The sequence below is a fragment of the Sphingomonas zeicaulis genome (assembly GCF_050433225.1).
Lineage (GTDB): Bacteria > Pseudomonadota > Alphaproteobacteria > Sphingomonadales > Sphingomonadaceae > Sphingomonas_D > Sphingomonas_D zeicaulis.
Genome location: NZ_JBNPXQ010000003.1, coordinates 379,131 through 394,679 on the forward strand (window position 1 = coordinate 379,131; position 15,549 = coordinate 394,679).

A 15,549-nucleotide genomic window follows, 5' to 3' on the forward strand; every position below is an offset into this window, starting at 1 on the left:
TAGTGAGATCAGGGTTGCAGCGCGGTCCAGTAGACGCTGCCGGGTTCGATGCCGACGAAGCCATAGGCGGCGTTCAGCGTCGACTCCGGATCGAGTGCGGTAATTAACACTATTGCGATTGCGTCGCATTTATGAAGGGATGCGTTCAGCGTCGAGCGGGTGAGTATTTCAATTTGTTGGCCTGAACAATCCCAGTGCTGCCAGATCAGCGGGCGTATTGATGTTGGGCTGGCGCCGGTCACTGTCGATGGCCGCCGCGCCCACCGCCGCAGCGAAACCGCGCATCGATCGGCGCGGATCGCTCGCGAGAAACGCCTCCAACGCGGCGGCCAGCGATACCGGCCACAGCCCGATCACCGGCTGCGCCGCTAGATAGCAGGGCGGCTTGGTGAGCAGGTCTGCGGGCACATCGAGGCAATCGACGCTGCAGCTCAGCACCGCGTCGTAACCCTCCGCCGCAGCATGGCGCAGCGCCCCGCACAATCCGCCGAGTGGGCCGAGATCAGGTGCCGGCCAATCGGCGATGCCGGGCACCGTGCCATGCGCACGGCCGACGATCGCGACCGCATCTACATGCGGCTGCAGTGCCCCCAGCGCATGATCAAGCAAGGTCCGACCATCGAAGCGCGCCAATGCCTTGTCCGATCCGAAGCGGCTGGAACGACCGCCCGCAAGGACAACACCCAGGCGCCTCACACGATGCTGCCCCAGGGGTCGCTCAGCACCAGCATCGAATCGCGCCGGGCAAGCGCCGCCAATGTCAGCCCCGCCGCCCGCGCGCGTTCGACGGCGAGGCTGGTCGGCGCCGAGATGGTGACGAGCAGCGGGCAGTTCGCCCGCGCGGTTTTCTCGACCAGCTCATAGCTGCAGCGCGAGCTGAGCAGGATGAAGCCGTCGCTGGCGGCGATGCCGCCACGGATGAGCGCGCCCATCACCTTGTCGAGCGCGTTGTGCCGGCCGACATCCTCGCGGACGAGACGGATAGTGCCGTCGGCATCGCAGAAGGCGGCGGCATGCGCTGCGCCCGTCGCCGCGCTCAGCGCCTGACGCGCCGGCAGAGCGTCCAGCGCCGCGGCGATCGCGGCGCGATCTGTAGAAATCCGCGCGGTGACCGGCGGCAGCGGGCGCAATACCTGCTCGATATTCTCGATGCCGCACAGCCCGCAGCCGCTTTCGGAGATCCGGGTGCGCGCCCGCGCCAGCACCGGCTCCATTCGATCCTGCGCCAGCGCGATACGCACGATCCAGCCGCCGGCGACAGCATGGACGTCCACCGCATCGATATCGTTGGCCTTCTCGGCCAGCCCGTCCGACAATGTCAGGCCGACTGCGAAATCCTCGAGGTCAGCGGGGGTCGCCATCATCACGGCATAGCCGATGCCGTTATATTCGATGGCGACCGGCGCCTCGATCGCGATCTCGCGCGCCACTGCCGCATCCGCGCCGCCATCGAAGGCGACCCGCCTGGTGTCGAGCGGGATCGCGGATGCGGTCATGCCGACGGCTTCAGCGCTTCAGCCGTTCGGCATGCCAGGCGACATGCTCGGCCATGAAGCTGGAGATAAAATAATAGCTGTGATCGTAGCCCGGCTGCATCCGCAGGGTGAGGTCGATGCCAGCCTCGGCGCAGGCCTCGCGCAGCAACTCGGGCTTGAGCTGGGTTTCGAGGAAGCCGTCAGCCTCACCCTGGTCGACGAGAATTTCCGGCACGCGTGACCCGTCTGCAATGAGGGCGCAGGCATCATAGGGGCGCCACGCCTCGCGATCGGCCCCGATATAGCGGGTCAGCGCCTTCTCGCCCCATGGGCAGTTCAGCGGTGACACGATCGGCGCGAAGGCGGAAACCGAACGGAAGCGATCGGGGTTGCGCAGCGCGATCGTCAGCGCGCCGTGACCGCCCATCGAATGGCCGGTGATCGACTGGCGGGTGAGGTCCGCCGCCGGCAGATGCGTCGCGAGCTGCACCGGCAACTCATCCTCGATATAGGCGCGCATTCGGTAATTCGCCGACCACGGTTCCTCCGTCGCATTGACGTAGAAGCCGGCACCGAGGCCGAAATCATAGGCGCCCTCGGGATCGTCCGGCACGCCCTCGCCGCGCGGGCTGGTGTCCGGCGCCACGAAGATGATGCCGTGTTCGGCGCAGGCGGCGCGATACTCGCCCTTCTCGGTGACGTTGGCGTGGGTGCAGGTGAGGCCGGAGAGATACCAGAGCACCGGCAGCTTCGCGCCTTCCGCATGATCCGGCACGAAGACCGAGAAGGTCATCGGCGTCGCGGTGATCGTGGAATCGTGGCGGTACACATACTGGGTGCCGCCATGGGCCTTGGTGGTGGAGAGGGTTTCCATGACAGGCTCCAGATAGGAAGACGAAGGCCAGCGCCCAACCCTCTCCGCGGAGGCGGAGAAGATTGGGAGAGCCTGGACCCTTCTTAGAAAACCACGACGCTGCGAATGCTCTCGCCCGCATGCATCAGGTCGAAGCCCTTGTTGATCTCCTCCAGATTCAGCACATGGGTGATCATCGGGTCGATCTCGATCTTGCCGTTCATGTACCAGTCGACGATCTTCGGCACGTCGGTCCGGCCCTTGGCGCCGCCGAACGCGGAGCCCTTCCAGACGCGGCCGGTGACGAGCTGGAACGGGCGCGTCGAGATTTCCTTGCCCGCTTCGGCCACGCCGATGATGATGCTCTCACCCCAGCCGCGGTGGCAGGCTTCCAGCGCGGTGCGCATCACGCCGGTGTTGCCGGTGCAGTCGAAGGTATAGTCGGCGCCGCCATCGGTCAGCGCGACGAGATGCTGGACGAGATCGCCCTCAACCTTGGTCGGGTTGACGAAGTCGGTCATGCCGAAGCGACGGCCCCATTCTTCCTTGGCGTCGTTGATGTCGACACCGATGATCTTGTCGGCGCCGACCATCTTGGCGCCCTGGATCACGTTGAGCCCGATGCCGCCGAGACCGAAGATGATGACGTTGCTGCCGGGGGTGACCTTGGCGGTCTTCACCACCGCGCCAACGCCGGTGGTGACGCCGCAGCCGATATAGCAGCTCTTGTCGAACGGCGCGTCCTCACGGATCTTCGCCACCGCGATCTCGGGCAGCACGGTGAAGTTCGAGAAGGTCGAGCAGCCCATGTAGTGAAAGATCGTCTGGCCCTTGTAGCTGAAGCGGCTGGTGCCATCGGGCATGAGGCCCTTGCCCTGCGTCGCGCGGATCGCGGTGCAAAGGTTGGTCTTGCCGGAAAGGCAGCTTTTGCACTGGCGGCATTCGGGCGTGTAGAGCGGGATCACATGGTCGCCGGGCTTCACGCTGGTCACCCCTGCCCCCACCTCGCGAACGATGCCGGCGCCTTCATGGCCGAGCACGGAGGGGAACAGGCCTTCGCTGTCCAGCCCGTCCAGCGTGTAGGCATCGGTATGGCAGATGCCGGTCGCCATGATCTCCACCAGCACCTCGCCGGGCTTCGGCCCTTCGAGATCGAGTTCGACGATCTCCAGCGGCTTCTTGGCTTCGAATGCTACGGCGGCACGGGTCTTCATCGCAGGGTCTCCCTTGTCTTGGGGCGCCTATGGCACGGCGATCCGCTCTTGTCGCGATTCGGGGACGTCGCCTAGGGACTTGGAGATTGCCAAGGAGATCCCATGACGACGCTGCCCACCCGCACGATCGGCCCGTTCACCGTCTCCGCCATCGGGCTCGGCTGCATGAACCTCAGCCACGCCTATGGCGTGCCGCCCAGCGAAGCGGACGGGATTGCGCTGCTGGAGCATGCGCTGGATCGCGGCATAAGCTTTTTCGATACCGCCGCGGTCTATGGCTTGGGCGGCAATGAGCGGCTGGTCGGCAAGGCGATCATGCATCGCCGGCAATATTTCACGCTTGCCAGCAAGTGCGTGCTCCACGCCGAAGATGGCCCGCGTGGGCTCGACGGATCGCCGGCGATGATTGCGCGCACGCTGGACAATGCGCTGAGCCGGCTGGGCACCGACCATATCGATCTCTACTATCTTCACCGGCTGGACCGCAACGTGCCGATCGAGGAGTCGGTCGGCGCGCTGGTCCGCGCGAAGGAAGCGGGCAAGATCGGGGCCATCGGCCTGTCCGAAATGTCGGCCGCGACGATCCGGCGCGCGCAGGCGGTGCATCCGATCGCCGCAGTGCAGACCGAATACTCGCCGATGGTCCGCAACCCGGAGATCGCGGTACTCGATGCCTGCCGGGAGCTGTGCATCGGCTTCGTCTCGTTCTCTCCCGTCGCACGCGGCCTGCTTGCGGGGGCCGTGCGCGGCGACGATTACGCCGCGGGTGACATCCGCGCCGGCATGCCCCGCTTCACCGGCACCAACCTTGAGCATAACCTGAAGACGGTCGACGCATTCGATGCGCTGGCCGCCGAAGCCGGCATTACCCCGGCGCAGCTCTCGATCGGCTGGGTGCTGGCGCAGGGTGACGACATCGTGCCGATCCCCGGCACCACCAGCATTGCGCATCTCGACGAGGACATCGCTGCCGCGACGATCCCGCTCGCGCCGGACCTGCTCGCCGCAGTCGATGCGCTGTTCGTGCCCGGCGCGATACGCGGCCCGCGCTACAACGCGGCGATGCAGGCTTGGGTGGAAACCGAGACCTATCCCGACGAGGAACTGGCGCCGGTGACGGCCTGAGCGCGCGCGGGGAGCCGGCCATGCATGTCTTCCTCGATTTCGAGGCCTCGTCGCTCGGCAAGCAGGGCGTGCCGATCGAGGTCGCCTGGGTGTTCGAGGACGGGCGAGAGGAAAGCCATCTGATCCGCCCCGCCCCCGGTTGGACCGATTGGTCAGCCGAGGCGGAAGCGATCCACCATATCCCGCGTGCCCTGCTCGCCAGCGACGGCGAGCCGCACGCCATCGTCGCACAGCGGATGGTGGATTGTCTTACCGGACACGACCTCTTCGCGAGCGCCCCCTCGTGGGACGGTAAATGGCTGAGCGCGCTGCTGCGGGGGGCCGGACTGCCGCGCCACACGCTGCGGCTGCGCGCGACCGAGGCGGCGCGCAGGGAGACCGTTGCCGGCATCATCGCCCCGCATGTCGGGGGGGCATCGCTCGACAATCTGGTCGAGGAGATATTGACGCTGCTCGACGTGCGTGCCCGGGACGACGACCCCGCTCACCGCGCACTGCCCGATGCGCGCGTCGAGCAAATTCACTGGCTGGCGGCGCGGGATGCGGCGCTGGCGTTCGTTGCCGGCGGCGGCGGTTCGCGCAGCAGCGACCAGCCCGCCGGCAGATAGTCGGTCGACATGTAGAAATAGAAAGCGCAGCTCTTGTCCGGTCGGTAGCTCGCGCCCTTGACGATCCCCAGCGCGGTGGTGCCGATGAACACCGGCCCGCCGCTGTCACCGCCGCGGCAATGCGGCCCCGCCACCGTCACCCAGGTCGGCAGGCAGGCGCCGCCGCACAATTCGCCGGCGGGTGCGAAATCGACCAGTTCCACCTCGGCGCAGTGATAGCCGGTCTTCTCGCCGCGATGGCAAACGAAATCGCCGGCGCGCGTTGCTTCGCGCGATTGCTGGCCGGTCACCGGGCGCAGCCGGGTACGTGCGGTATCCGCGTAGAAGAGCGGTTGCAGTGGTCCAGGCGCCAGGTGTACCTGCACGTCACGATAGCCCCAGCCCCATTGCGCGACGAAATCGAGCGGCGTCTCGCCGCCGGTGGGATCGAAATGGCTGATCGTGTCGACGCAATGGGCGGCGGTGACTACGCCCTGCTGCGCACCATTGGTGACGACGAAGCCGGTGGTGCAGAGCTTGCGCAGCTTGTCGTCCGGATCCACGCCGATCAGCCGCGATCCACCCTCTACGCTGAGGTTGCGATCCTCGCGATCCTGCAGCCGGATCTGAACGGGCACGCCGGTGATGCCGGCGATCTTGCCGCGCAGTACATCGGCACCGCCCTTGCTGCGCACGACCGACTGGTTGACGACGATGACGAGTTCGCCCGTCCGCGGATCAAGCCCCATCGACGGCGCCACATTGAACAGCGCACGGATTTCCGCCTGGTGCGTCGTCATCGCCCAGACGACCCGGTCACGCGTCGCGCGCGCGCCGGTGCGGAAGATCACCGCCACGTCGAGCCCACCGACATGCAGATGCTCGGGTGCGACCGGCGTTGCGCCGGTGAGATAGACGTTGATGCCGTAGGTAGGGCGATGCTGGATCGAGATGCCGGCGATGCGATCGCGAAACCGTGCCTCAATGCGCTCGGTTGCGGCAACGCTTTCAGTCTGGGCGTGAAGGCGGCGTAACGCAACCTCTGCCGGCACACCGTAAAGCGCGGCATATTCGGCGGCGTCGCGCGCCAACGCCTCTTCGCTGCTCTCGATACGCGCCGCGGGCGGAGGCAAGGTCGCAGGCTGTGCCGGCCGAATTGTAATACGTGGCGCTGGTGCCGGCGGTGCGATCACGGGCGGCGCGGCAGCCATCGTCAACATCGCAAGCAGGCTGGCCAGAATCCGCACGTCTCGAGCCTTAGAACATCGCGGCGCGAATCTGAATATGCCGCTTGCCGCGCCCCGCCAATCCATAGCCGTTGCCTATGACGTGGCATGATCTGACGATTTGATCCTGCAGCCATCCCATGCGAGCGCATGCCGGACAAGAGGAGCGAGAGGTATGGCTGATATCATCACCCGGCGGGGCTTCGTCGGTGGCGCAAGCGCGATGCTGATGGGTGCGTCTGCACGCGACGGTGCGGCCATCCGTCGATTGGCCAAGGCTCGCATCATCGTCGACAATGATTTCGCGGGCGATCCGGACGGGCTGATCGCGCTCGCCCACCAGCTCCTCACCCGCGCCGCCGTCTGCACATTGGTGACGACCTCGCCGCTCGATCCCGAGCTTGCGGCGCTCGGCGGGCTGCCGGCGGGCGCGACGGCGGAGGCGGGACGGGTGGCGGCGCTGGATCTGATCGGCCGGATAGGGCTGGCCAAACCGCCCGCGATCATTGCCGGCAGCGAAAATTTCGGCGCCAATGCCACCTCCCCCGCTGCCGAAGCGATCATTGCCGAGGCGATGCGCGACGACCCGCTGCCGCTCTATCTCACCTGCGGTGGCCCGCTGACCAACCTCGCGCAGGCCTTGCGGGCGCAACCCGCGATTGCGCGCCGGATGACGCTGATCTGGATCGGCGGCGCCGCATTCCCGCAGGGCGGCGCCGAATACAACCTGTCGACAGATCTCGACGCGGCACGCGAGGTGATCGAGCGCAGCACGATCCCGGTCTGGCAGGTGCCCGAACCCGCATATCGGCAGTTCCAGCTCTCCGTCGCCGAGCTGACATCCGTGATCCGGACCATCTCCCCGCTCGGCGCCTGGCTTCACGATCGCTATGCCGCGCTGCCGCCGTTCGTAAGCCTCGGCGGGTCGATCACGCTGGGGGACAGTCCGCTCGTCCTCCTCGGCTCGCTCTCCGCTGACAGCAGCGAGGCGCGCGAACAGCCCGCGCGCCGCATCCTCGACGATGGTCGCTACGCCGCGGACATACCCGGCCGCACATTGCGCGTGTTCGAACGGCTCGATGCGCGGCTGGCGCTGACCGACTTCGTGGCGCTGCTTCGTGAACAGGCGCATTGAACAGGCACCTCGCCTATCGCCCCAAAACCATAACTAGATATATAACACGTTATGGATATAGAATGTGTCGATGGAAGATGTGATTCGGCATTTCGGTCATCTCACGCTCGGTACGCGGCTGAAGCGGCTGGGCGAGCAGCTGCAGCAGCAGACGCAAGAGATCATCGACAGCTTCGGCGTCGAGCTTGCGGTTGCGCATTTCCCGGTGCTGGCCGCGCTCGACCGGCTGGGCTCGACGACCGTCGGCGGCCTCTCGCAGGCGCTGGGGCTCGCGCAGCCGGGCATAACCCGCTCGCTGAGCCGTCTCGAGGCGGACGGATGGGTGGAGACCGAGATTGCCGACGACGACAGGCGCGTGCGCAGGGTGCGGCTGAGCGTGGCAGGCACATCGCTGATCGCGACCGCGAAGCGGGAGATCTGGCCGCTGATCGATGGCGCCGTCGCCGAGGCCGCCGCGTCGGACGAAACCTCGCTGCTGGGGCAACTCCACAGTCTCGAAGCCCAACTGGCGCGCACAAGGCTGTTCGATCGCGCGGAGCGCACACGACCATGACCGCCTCTCACCCGCTCGATCGCCCCATCTGGTCCGCGCTCAACTCGGTCCATGCCCATCTTGCCGAGGGCGGAGAACGGGCCAGGCGCTATCGCAGCGAAATCGGCATCTTCACCGCCGCCGTGGACGAAACCGACGCTTCGCTCGCGGCCCTCGGCGCCTTGCTGCGGCCGGGCGAGAGGACGGTCGCGCTGCAGGTGCCTGAAATCCCTACGCTCGACGGCATCGAGACCGAGCGATCGCACGGCGTGCAAATGTGGCTGCCGCAGCGCATCGAGATTGGCGCCGATCGCACCGACATCATCGCCCTCGACGAACGGCATGTCGATGAGATGTGTGCGCTGGCGTGGGCGACCAATCCGGGGCCGTTCATGCCCGGATCGCTTGCGCTCGGCCGGTTTTTTGGCATTCGTCGTGACGGCCGGCTCGTCGCAATGGCCGGGGAACGCATGGCGACGCCCGATTTCGTCGAGGTCAGCGGCGTGTGCGTGGATCCCGATTTCCGCGGTCACGGCTTCGCCGCCCGGCTCTCCGCCTGCGTCGCCGAAACGATCCAGCAGCGCGGGCGGACGCCCTTCCTCCATGCCTGGCACACCAACTACGGCGCGATCGCGCTCTATCGGAAGCTGGGGTTCGCTCTGCGGCGGGACATCCACATCACCGTCTTCAGCCGCGCCGGTCAGACGCCCAGCCGGTCCAGTTCGGCATCGACCGCGCCGGCATAGCCCGCACCGAACAGCCGCAGATGCACGAGCAGCGGCCAGAGCCGATAGACCGGCAGCCGGTCGCGCCAGCCGGCATCGAGTGCCATCGCCTCGAAGAAGCGCGACGGCGGCTGATCGAACAATGTCAGCATCGCCACATCGACCTCGCGGTCGCCATGGTAGCAGGCAGGGTCGATCAGGCCGCTGATGCGATCGCCGTCGACCAGCACATTGCCGCCCCACAGGTCGCCATGCAGCAGCGACGCCGGTGGTCGTGCGGGCAGATGGTCGCCGATGCCGTCGGCGAGTCGCTCGATCCGGCGGGCAAGCGCGGACGCGATATCCGGCAGGTGGCAGCGTAGCCGGCGATCGGCCCAGAACGCCGGCCAGTCGGCGGACTGCCGGTTCTCGATCGCCACCGGGCCGAAGCGATGATCGCGGTGCCAGCCATAGGCGGCGCCGGTCGCGGCGTGGATCGGCGCCAATGAAGCCGCAAGTCCCTTCCATACCGGGCCAGCCAATCCCCCCTCACTGGGCAGATGCTCGATCAGCAGCAGCGCATCTGAGAAGGCAAGCACCGCCGGGGCGGGGCCGCCGGCTGCCGCGATCGCGGCCAGCATCTCCGCTTCCGCCGCCGCAGTGTCGCCGGCTTTCGCGACAACGCGCCCACCATCTGCCAGGGTGACCAGCCAGACGCCCGAGATATCACCGCCAGCGAGCGGCTGCAGCGCGGTGACGGCACGACCGAGCAGGCACTCGATCGCTACGCGATCAGGATCCCTGGGCGCCGTCATCCAGCCCGCCGCCCAGCGCGCGGACCAGCGCGACATGCGCGCGCATCCGCTGCGCCTGGATCGAGATCGCTGCACGTTCCGCCGCGAGCGCGTCGGTCTGCGCGGTGACGACTTCGAGATAGTCGGAGGCGCCGTCGCGATAGCGGGTCATCGCCAGATCGCGCGTGCGGCCGGCAGCGGCAGCGGCGTCGCGCTGGTCGTCACCCTGCGTCGCGAGATAGCGGTTGGCGGCGATGGCATCCTCGACCTGCCGGAACGCGCCGAGCACGGTCTCGCGATAGCCTGCCGCCTGCTCGTCATAATCGGCGCGCGACAGCGCGACCTGCGCGCGGCGGCGGCCGCCATCGAACAATGTCAGCACGCTGGCGAGCGGCCCGAGACCCCAGAAGGTGCTGGGCGTCGAGAACAGATCGCCGCGCGTCGTCGCCACACCGCCGGACAGGCCGAGCGACAGCGACGGGAACCAGGCCGCGCGGGCTACGCCGATGCGTGCATTGGCCGCGAACATCCGCCGTTCGGCGGCGGCGATATCGGGCCGGCGCTGGAGCAGTTCCGAGGGCGCGCCGGTCATCACCGGTTGCGGCGGCTGCAGCGGCGTGACCGCCGCCGGGATCGAGAAGTCGGAAGCGACCGCCCCGACCAGTGCTGCGATCTCATGCTCCACCGCCGCGCGCTCCTGCGCGACAGCGGAGATTTGAGCGCGCGCGCTCGCCAGCACGCTTTGCGCGCGGTTGACGTCGATCCCGGAGGCGATGCCGCCCTCATGGCGGGTTGCGGTCAGGTCATAGGCGCGGCCGAAGGCCTCGACCGTCTGCTGCAGCAGCGCCGCCTCCGCATCGAGCCCGCGCAACCGAAAATAGGCGTCGGCCACCGAGGCTTGCAGGCTGAGCCGCGCCGCGGCGAGATCGGCACCGCTCGCATCGACATCGGCACGCGCGGCGGAAACGCTGTTGCGGATTCGCCCCCACAGATCGATCTCATAGTCCAGCGTGCCGCCCAACGTGATGCCGGAATAGGTGCGCGGCACGCCGCTGCCACCCAGCCCGTTGCCCGACGCGCGGTTGCGCGACACGTCGCCACCGACATCGATGCGCGGGAACAGGTCCGCGCGCTCATCGCGCGCAATGGCGCGGGCCTGATCGTAACGCGCGAGCGCCGCCGCCAAGGTGGGGCTGGCGGTCTCGGCACGCCGTTCGAGATCGTCCAGCACCGGATCGCCGAAGCTGCCCCACCACGCCGCACGCGGTGCCGCGTCCATCGGCGCCGCCGCGACCCAGCCGGCAACTTCCTTATAGACCGCGGGCGCTGCTGTTTCGGGGGGGCGATAGTCCGGCGCCATCGAACAGGCAGCGGTGAGCGACAGCGCGGTCGCGGCGAGCAACCCGCGGGCAGCCATGGAGACCTGCATCACGGCGATCCTTACTTGGCCTTGGCCGGCGCCGCGACCTTCACGACGTCACCGGTACGGATCGCGTCGGGCGGGGTATCGATCACGCGGTCCCCCGCAGCCAGGCCGGTCGCGACCTCGACGACATTGCCCTCGTCACGCGAGATGGTGATCGGCTTCACCGTCACCCGGCCATCGCCGCCCACCACAGCGACCGTCGGGCCGCTGTTGCTGTAAAGCACCGCGCTGCCGGGCAGGCGCATGCCGCCGGTGGTCGGCACGTCGAAGCGCACCTGCGCGAAGGCGCCGGGCTTGAGCGCGCCGTCGCGATTGTCCGCCTGCAGCTCGACCAGCACCGCGCCCGACTGCGCATCGACCGCGCCGGCGCTGCGGGTGACCGTGGCCGCGAACTCGCGGCCGGCATATTCGGGCAAGGTCAGCTTGGCGGTAATGCCTTGGCGGATCTGCGCGGAATAGACCTGCGGTACGCGCACGTAGATGCGCATGCGGTGCGTGTCCGACACGGTAAACAGCGGCTGCGCCGCCGCATTGCCGGATACGACGAGCGCGCCGAGCTGCGCCGAGCGGCTGGTGACGACGCCGTCGAACGGCGCGGACAGGCGGGTGAAGCCCTGCAGCGCCTGCAGCCGCCGGACATTAGCAAGCTGCGCATTGGCGAGCGCTGTGCGCGCGGCGAGATCGCCGTTCTTCTCATCGGATTCTTGCTGCGACACCGCATCCTTGGCGAGCATCGTCGACCAGCGTTGCGCCGTAGTCGCCGCCAACCGCTGGTTGGCGAGCGCGGTCTGATAGTCCGCCTTCGCCTGCGCCAGTTGCTGGTCGAGTTCGGGCGCATCGAGGATGGCCAGCGTCTGTCCCGAGCGGACATTGTCGCCGATATCGGCCACCCAGCGGCGGACATAGCCGTTGGTGCGCGCGAAGATCGCCGCGCTGTTGAATGCCTGCACATTGCCCGGCAGCACCAGCGGGCTGCCATTGCCGCCGGTTTCCGGTTTGATGACCGCGACGGTCGGCACGGACGCGTCCGCCGCCGTCGCGGCCAGATCCGCCGCATCGCCGTTGCGGCTGGCGATGCCGAGACCGACGACGATGGCGGCCGCGAGCACCGCGCCGATGCCGGCGCGCTTCAGCGTCTTGTTGCTCGGGCCGGCGGACGCCTGGGCCGATGCCTCGGCGCTGGCTGCGGGGTTGTGTGCGGGATCAAGCATGGGCGGGTTTCATTTCCATCGAGGCCGCGTTGGCGGCACGCTTGCGGTGGACGTAGGAAAAGACGGTAGGCACGAAGAACAATGTCGCGATCGTCGCCGCGATCAGGCCGCCGACAACCGCGCGGCCGAGCGGGGCGTTCTGTTCACCCCCCTCGCCCATGCCGAACGCCATCGGCGCCATGCCGATGATCATCGCGAGCGCGGTCATCAGCACCGGTCGGAAGCGGACGGCACCGGCCGAAAGCGCCGCCTCGGTCGCGTCGCCCAGCTTCTCGAGCTGTTCGCGCGCGAAGCTCACGACAAGGATCGAGTTGGCGGTCGCCACGCCCATACACATGATCGCGCCCGTCAGCGCGGGCACCGACAGCGGCGTGCTCGACGTGAACAGCATCCAGACGATGCCGGCCAAAGCCGCGGGCAGCGCGGTGATGATGACGAACGGATCGACCCAGCTCTGGAAGTTGACGACGATCAGCAGGTAGATCAGCACCACCGCGCCCAGCAGGCCCCAGCCGAGACCTGAGAAGGCGGTGTTCATCGTCTGGTACTGGCCGCGCAACGTGACCGTGGTCGTCTTGGGCTTCTCATTCTCCAGCGACTTGATCGCTGCTTCGATATCGCCCGCCACCGCGCCGAGATCGCGCCCTTGCACGGTGCCGTACAGATTGATGACCGGCTGAATGTTGTAGTGGCTGACCACCGGCACCGTCGAGGTGCGGGAGACGCCGGCAAGTCCGCCCAGCAGCTGGGACGAGCCGCCCGTGTTGTTCGACACCGGCACATTCTCCAGCGCGCTCACCGAATCGACCAGATATTCCGGCGCCTGCGCCACCACCGGATAGGACACGCCATTGTCCGGATTGACGAAGAACACCGGCGCGGTCTGCGAGGTGCCGGCGAGCGAGCTCGCCAGGCTGGTGGTCACATCGCGCTCGGTCAGGCCATATTGACCCGCGCGCGAGCGATCGACATCGACGCTGAGCTGCGGCGCGCTTGCGGGCTGCTGGATACGCGCATCGGCAAGGCCCGAGATGGTCGAGATCTTGCGCAGCAGCTTTTCGGCATAGGCGCGGTTCCCGGCAGCATCCTTGCCGGTCACCTGGATGTCGATCGGTGCGGGGGCGCCGAAGTTCAGGATCTGGCTGGTGATGTCAGCGGGCAGGAAGGCGAAACTCATGCCCGGAAAGCGACGTGGCAGTTCGCGGCGCAAGGTCGCGACATGCCCCGCGGTCGGCTCATGCCCATGCTTCAGCGTGATCAGGATGTCGCCATCCTGCGGGCCGATCGTGCCGGTGTTCGAATAGACCGTGCTGATCGCGCTGACCGGCAGGCCGATATTGTCGGTCACCGATTCCAGTTCGCCTTCCGGGATCATCTCGCGGATTGCGCGACCGACTTTGTCGAAGCGCGCCGCTGTATCCTCCAGCCGCGATCCGACCGGCGCGCGCACATGCATCGCGATTTGGCCGCCATCGACGTCTGGGAAGAAATTGCTGCCGAGGAAGGGCAGCAAGCCGAACGAGATAAGGACCACTGCCATGAAGCCGAGCATGAACGGCTTGCGCGCATGGAGCGCACGGTTGAGCAGGCCGACATAGCCGCTGCGGATCCGTTCGAAGCGATGTTCGAAGCCGCGCTGGAAGCGCACCAGCGGATTGCGCGAGATCGCGGTGCCGGCAAGATGCTCATCCTCGCCCTGCTGGTGCGGCTTCAGCAGATACATTGCCAACGTCGGCACCAGCGTGCGCGACAGGATGAAGGAGGCGATCATCGCGAACACGACGGACAGCGCCATCGGCACGAACAGATAGCCCGACACGCCCGGCAGGAAGAACATCGGCACGAACACGATGCAGATGCACAGCAGGGAAACGAAGGCGGGCACCACGATCTGCTGGGCGCCGTCGAGGATCGCCTCGATCACGCCCTTGCCCTGTTCGAGGTGCCAGTTGATGTTCTCGATCGTCACCGTCGCATCGTCGACGAGGATGCCAACCGCGAGCGCTAGCCCACCCAATGTCATCACGTTCAGCGTCTGCCCAAACGCAGCCAGCGCGGCGATCGCGGCAAGGATGGCGAGCGGGATCGACAGCGCGATGATCACCGTCGAGCGCCATGAACCGAGGAACAGCAGGATCATCAGCGAGGTCAGCGCGGCGGCGATCAGGCCCTCATGGATGACGCCCTCGACCGCGGCCTCGACGAACAGCGACTGGTCACCAATCGGATCGATCTTGAGCGTGTCGGGCAAGCCCGCCTGGATGCGCGGCAAAGCCTGCTTCACGCCCTCGACGATCGACAAGGTCGAGGTGCTGCCATTCTTGAGCACGGTGAGCAGCGCGGCGCGCGTGCCGTTGACGTGGACGACGTTCTGCTGCGGCGCCGACCCGTCGCGCACATAGGCGACGTCGCGCATGTAGATGGTCGCACCGTTGACCACCTTCACCGGCAGGTCATTGAGTGCGGCGATCGAGTCCGGCGCGTTGTTAAGGCGGACGCTGTACTGCAGCGAGCCGATCTTGACGAAGCCGGCCGGGTTGATCTGGTTCTGCGCGGCGATCGCATTGCCGACATCCTGCGCCGACAACCCCTTTGACTGGAGCGCGAGCGGGTTAAGATCGATCTGCACCTGGCGCTGCCGCCCGCCCGACGGAAAGGGCATGGCAAGGCCGGGAACGCTGGTGAGCTGCGGGCGGATCTGGTTCTGCCCCGTATCGAACAATTGCTGCTCGCTCAGCCCCCTGCCCGACAGCGCAAGCTGCAGGATCGGCACGGTGGACGCATTGTAGTTGATGATCAGCGGCGGGTTCACGCCCGGCGGCATCTGGCGCAGGATGGTCTGCGAGATCGACGTGACCTGCGCGGTCGCGGTGCGGATGTCGACGCCCGGCTGGAAGTAGATCTTGACGATGCCGACGCCCTGCAGCGACGTACTCTCGATATGCTCGACATCGTTGACCGTCGTGGTCAGCACGCGCTCGTACGGCGTGATGATGCGCGCGCCCATATCCTCCGGCGGCAGGCCGGCATAAGTCCAGGCGACCGCGATCACCGGAATGCGGATCGGCGGAAAGATATCCACCGGCGTACGCACCGCGGCCATCACGCCGACGACGGCGATCAGGATCGCCATGACGATGAAGGTGAGCGGTCTTTGCAGCGCTACCTTGACGACCCCGAGCATTCGTTACTCCACAGACGAGAACGGGCGCCCACGCGGGGGCGCCTGCTTGCTAACCAGCCGTTCCTCTCCACTTATGTCATTGA

The 15,549-nt window shown here is 67.2% G+C and carries 14 protein-coding genes; 5 read left to right on the forward strand and 9 right to left on the reverse strand.

The features are described from left to right. Positions 1–168 precede the first annotated feature (168 nt). The 4 genes from mobA to FHS96_RS14475 form a co-directional block, all read right to left on the reverse strand. Positions 169–696 carry a molybdenum cofactor guanylyltransferase gene (gene mobA / locus FHS96_RS14460; RefSeq protein ID WP_429592667.1) on the reverse strand — a complete coding sequence of 176 codons (528 nt, stop codon included), beginning with the start codon at positions 694–696 and terminating at the stop codon, positions 169–171. Next, on the reverse strand, positions 693–1,496 hold the full coding sequence (gene fdhD / locus FHS96_RS14465) for a formate dehydrogenase accessory sulfurtransferase FdhD (protein ID WP_429592670.1): 804 nt from the start codon (positions 1,494–1,496) through the stop codon (positions 693–695). The genes mobA and fdhD overlap by 4 nt, the downstream gene beginning before the upstream one ends. 10 nt (positions 1,497–1,506) lie before the next feature. Beyond that, positions 1,507–2,349 (reverse strand): S-formylglutathione hydrolase, encoded by an 843-nt coding sequence (gene fghA, locus FHS96_RS14470; protein ID WP_429592673.1) that lies wholly within the window; start codon positions 2,347–2,349, stop codon positions 1,507–1,509. Between the two features lie 83 nt (positions 2,350–2,432). Further along, positions 2,433–3,542, reverse strand: coding sequence for an S-(hydroxymethyl)glutathione dehydrogenase/class III alcohol dehydrogenase (locus FHS96_RS14475; protein WP_429592676.1), 1,110 nt, complete (start codon positions 3,540–3,542; stop codon positions 2,433–2,435). A 102-nt stretch (positions 3,543–3,644) separates the two neighbouring features. Here FHS96_RS14475 and FHS96_RS14480 point away from each other — a divergent pair, with 102 nt between their 5' ends. Then, positions 3,645–4,667, forward strand: a complete 1,023-nt coding sequence (locus FHS96_RS14480; RefSeq protein ID WP_429592679.1) for an aldo/keto reductase — start codon at positions 3,645–3,647, stop codon at positions 4,665–4,667. A 20-nt stretch (positions 4,668–4,687) separates the two neighbouring features. Beyond that, complete coding sequence (locus FHS96_RS14485; RefSeq protein WP_429592682.1) at positions 4,688–5,275, forward strand: 3'-5' exonuclease; 588 nt, start codon at positions 4,688–4,690, stop codon at positions 5,273–5,275. On the opposite strand, the gene FHS96_RS14490 is transcribed toward FHS96_RS14485, so the two are convergent. Continuing rightward, positions 5,188–6,501 carry a chymotrypsin family serine protease gene (locus tag FHS96_RS14490; RefSeq protein WP_429592685.1) on the reverse strand — a complete coding sequence of 438 codons (1,314 nt, stop codon included), beginning with the start codon at positions 6,499–6,501 and terminating at the stop codon, positions 5,188–5,190. The two genes, FHS96_RS14485 and FHS96_RS14490, sit on opposite strands and share 88 nt — an antisense overlap. Before the next feature lie 154 nt (positions 6,502–6,655). On the opposite strand from FHS96_RS14490, the gene FHS96_RS14495 reads away from it, so the two are divergent. From FHS96_RS14495 to FHS96_RS14505, 3 genes are all read left to right on the forward strand, one after another. Continuing rightward, positions 6,656–7,615 carry a nucleoside hydrolase gene (locus FHS96_RS14495; protein WP_429592687.1) on the forward strand — a complete coding sequence of 320 codons (960 nt, stop codon included), beginning with the start codon at positions 6,656–6,658 and terminating at the stop codon, positions 7,613–7,615. A 70-nt stretch (positions 7,616–7,685) separates the two neighbouring features. Then, positions 7,686–8,168 carry a MarR family winged helix-turn-helix transcriptional regulator gene (locus tag FHS96_RS14500; RefSeq protein WP_429592690.1) on the forward strand — a complete coding sequence of 161 codons (483 nt, stop codon included), beginning with the start codon at positions 7,686–7,688 and terminating at the stop codon, positions 8,166–8,168. After that, positions 8,165–8,893, forward strand: coding sequence for a GNAT family N-acetyltransferase (locus FHS96_RS14505; protein ID WP_429592692.1), 729 nt, complete (start codon positions 8,165–8,167; stop codon positions 8,891–8,893). Before FHS96_RS14500 ends, FHS96_RS14505 begins: the two co-directional genes overlap by 4 nt. Here the strand turns inward: FHS96_RS14505 and FHS96_RS14510 are convergent. Genes FHS96_RS14510 through FHS96_RS14525 form a run of 4 tightly spaced genes read right to left on the reverse strand, consistent with a single transcriptional unit; the run spans position 8,848 to position 15,466 of the window. Next, positions 8,848–9,702 (reverse strand): fructosamine kinase family protein, encoded by an 855-nt coding sequence (locus FHS96_RS14510; RefSeq protein ID WP_429592695.1) that lies wholly within the window; start codon positions 9,700–9,702, stop codon positions 8,848–8,850. The genes FHS96_RS14505 and FHS96_RS14510 overlap by 46 nt on opposite strands. After that, positions 9,644–11,074, reverse strand: coding sequence for an efflux transporter outer membrane subunit (locus FHS96_RS14515; protein ID WP_429592698.1), 1,431 nt, complete (start codon positions 11,072–11,074; stop codon positions 9,644–9,646). Before FHS96_RS14515 ends, FHS96_RS14510 begins: the two co-directional genes overlap by 59 nt. Before the next feature lie 11 nt (positions 11,075–11,085). Further along, on the reverse strand, positions 11,086–12,282 hold the full coding sequence (locus FHS96_RS14520) for an efflux RND transporter periplasmic adaptor subunit (RefSeq protein WP_429592701.1): 1,197 nt from the start codon (positions 12,280–12,282) through the stop codon (positions 11,086–11,088). Then, on the reverse strand, positions 12,275–15,466 hold the full coding sequence (locus FHS96_RS14525) for an efflux RND transporter permease subunit (protein ID WP_429592704.1): 3,192 nt from the start codon (positions 15,464–15,466) through the stop codon (positions 12,275–12,277). The genes FHS96_RS14520 and FHS96_RS14525 overlap by 8 nt, the downstream gene beginning before the upstream one ends. Positions 15,467–15,549 lie beyond the last annotated feature (83 nt).

What these genes read in the sequence shown, in the direction of transcription:
- fdhD (WP_429592670.1), bottom strand. Translation starts at nt 1,496, where the DNA reads ATGACCGCATCCGCGATCCCGCTCGACACCAGGCGGGTCGCCTTCGAT.
- FHS96_RS14500 (WP_429592690.1), top strand. Translation starts at nt 7,686, where the DNA reads ATGGAAGATGTGATTCGGCATTTCGGTCATCTCACGCTCGGTACGCGG.
- FHS96_RS14515 (WP_429592698.1), bottom strand. Translation starts at nt 11,074, where the DNA reads ATGCAGGTCTCCATGGCTGCCCGCGGGTTGCTCGCCGCGACCGCGCTG.
- FHS96_RS14495 (WP_429592687.1), top strand. Translation starts at nt 6,656, where the DNA reads ATGGCTGATATCATCACCCGGCGGGGCTTCGTCGGTGGCGCAAGCGCG.
- FHS96_RS14510 (WP_429592695.1), bottom strand. Translation starts at nt 9,702, where the DNA reads ATGTCGCGCTGGTCCGCGCGCTGGGCGGCGGGCTGGATGACGGCGCCC.
- FHS96_RS14520 (WP_429592701.1), bottom strand. Translation starts at nt 12,282, where the DNA reads ATGCTTGATCCCGCACACAACCCCGCAGCCAGCGCCGAGGCATCGGCC.
- FHS96_RS14485 (WP_429592682.1), top strand. Translation starts at nt 4,688, where the DNA reads ATGCATGTCTTCCTCGATTTCGAGGCCTCGTCGCTCGGCAAGCAGGGC.
- fghA (WP_429592673.1), bottom strand. Translation starts at nt 2,349, where the DNA reads ATGGAAACCCTCTCCACCACCAAGGCCCATGGCGGCACCCAGTATGTG.
- FHS96_RS14525 (WP_429592704.1), bottom strand. Translation starts at nt 15,466, where the DNA reads ATGCTCGGGGTCGTCAAGGTAGCGCTGCAAAGACCGCTCACCTTCATC.
- FHS96_RS14475 (WP_429592676.1), bottom strand. Translation starts at nt 3,542, where the DNA reads ATGAAGACCCGTGCCGCCGTAGCATTCGAAGCCAAGAAGCCGCTGGAG.
- FHS96_RS14505 (WP_429592692.1), top strand. Translation starts at nt 8,165, where the DNA reads ATGACCGCCTCTCACCCGCTCGATCGCCCCATCTGGTCCGCGCTCAAC.
- FHS96_RS14480 (WP_429592679.1), top strand. Translation starts at nt 3,645, where the DNA reads ATGACGACGCTGCCCACCCGCACGATCGGCCCGTTCACCGTCTCCGCC.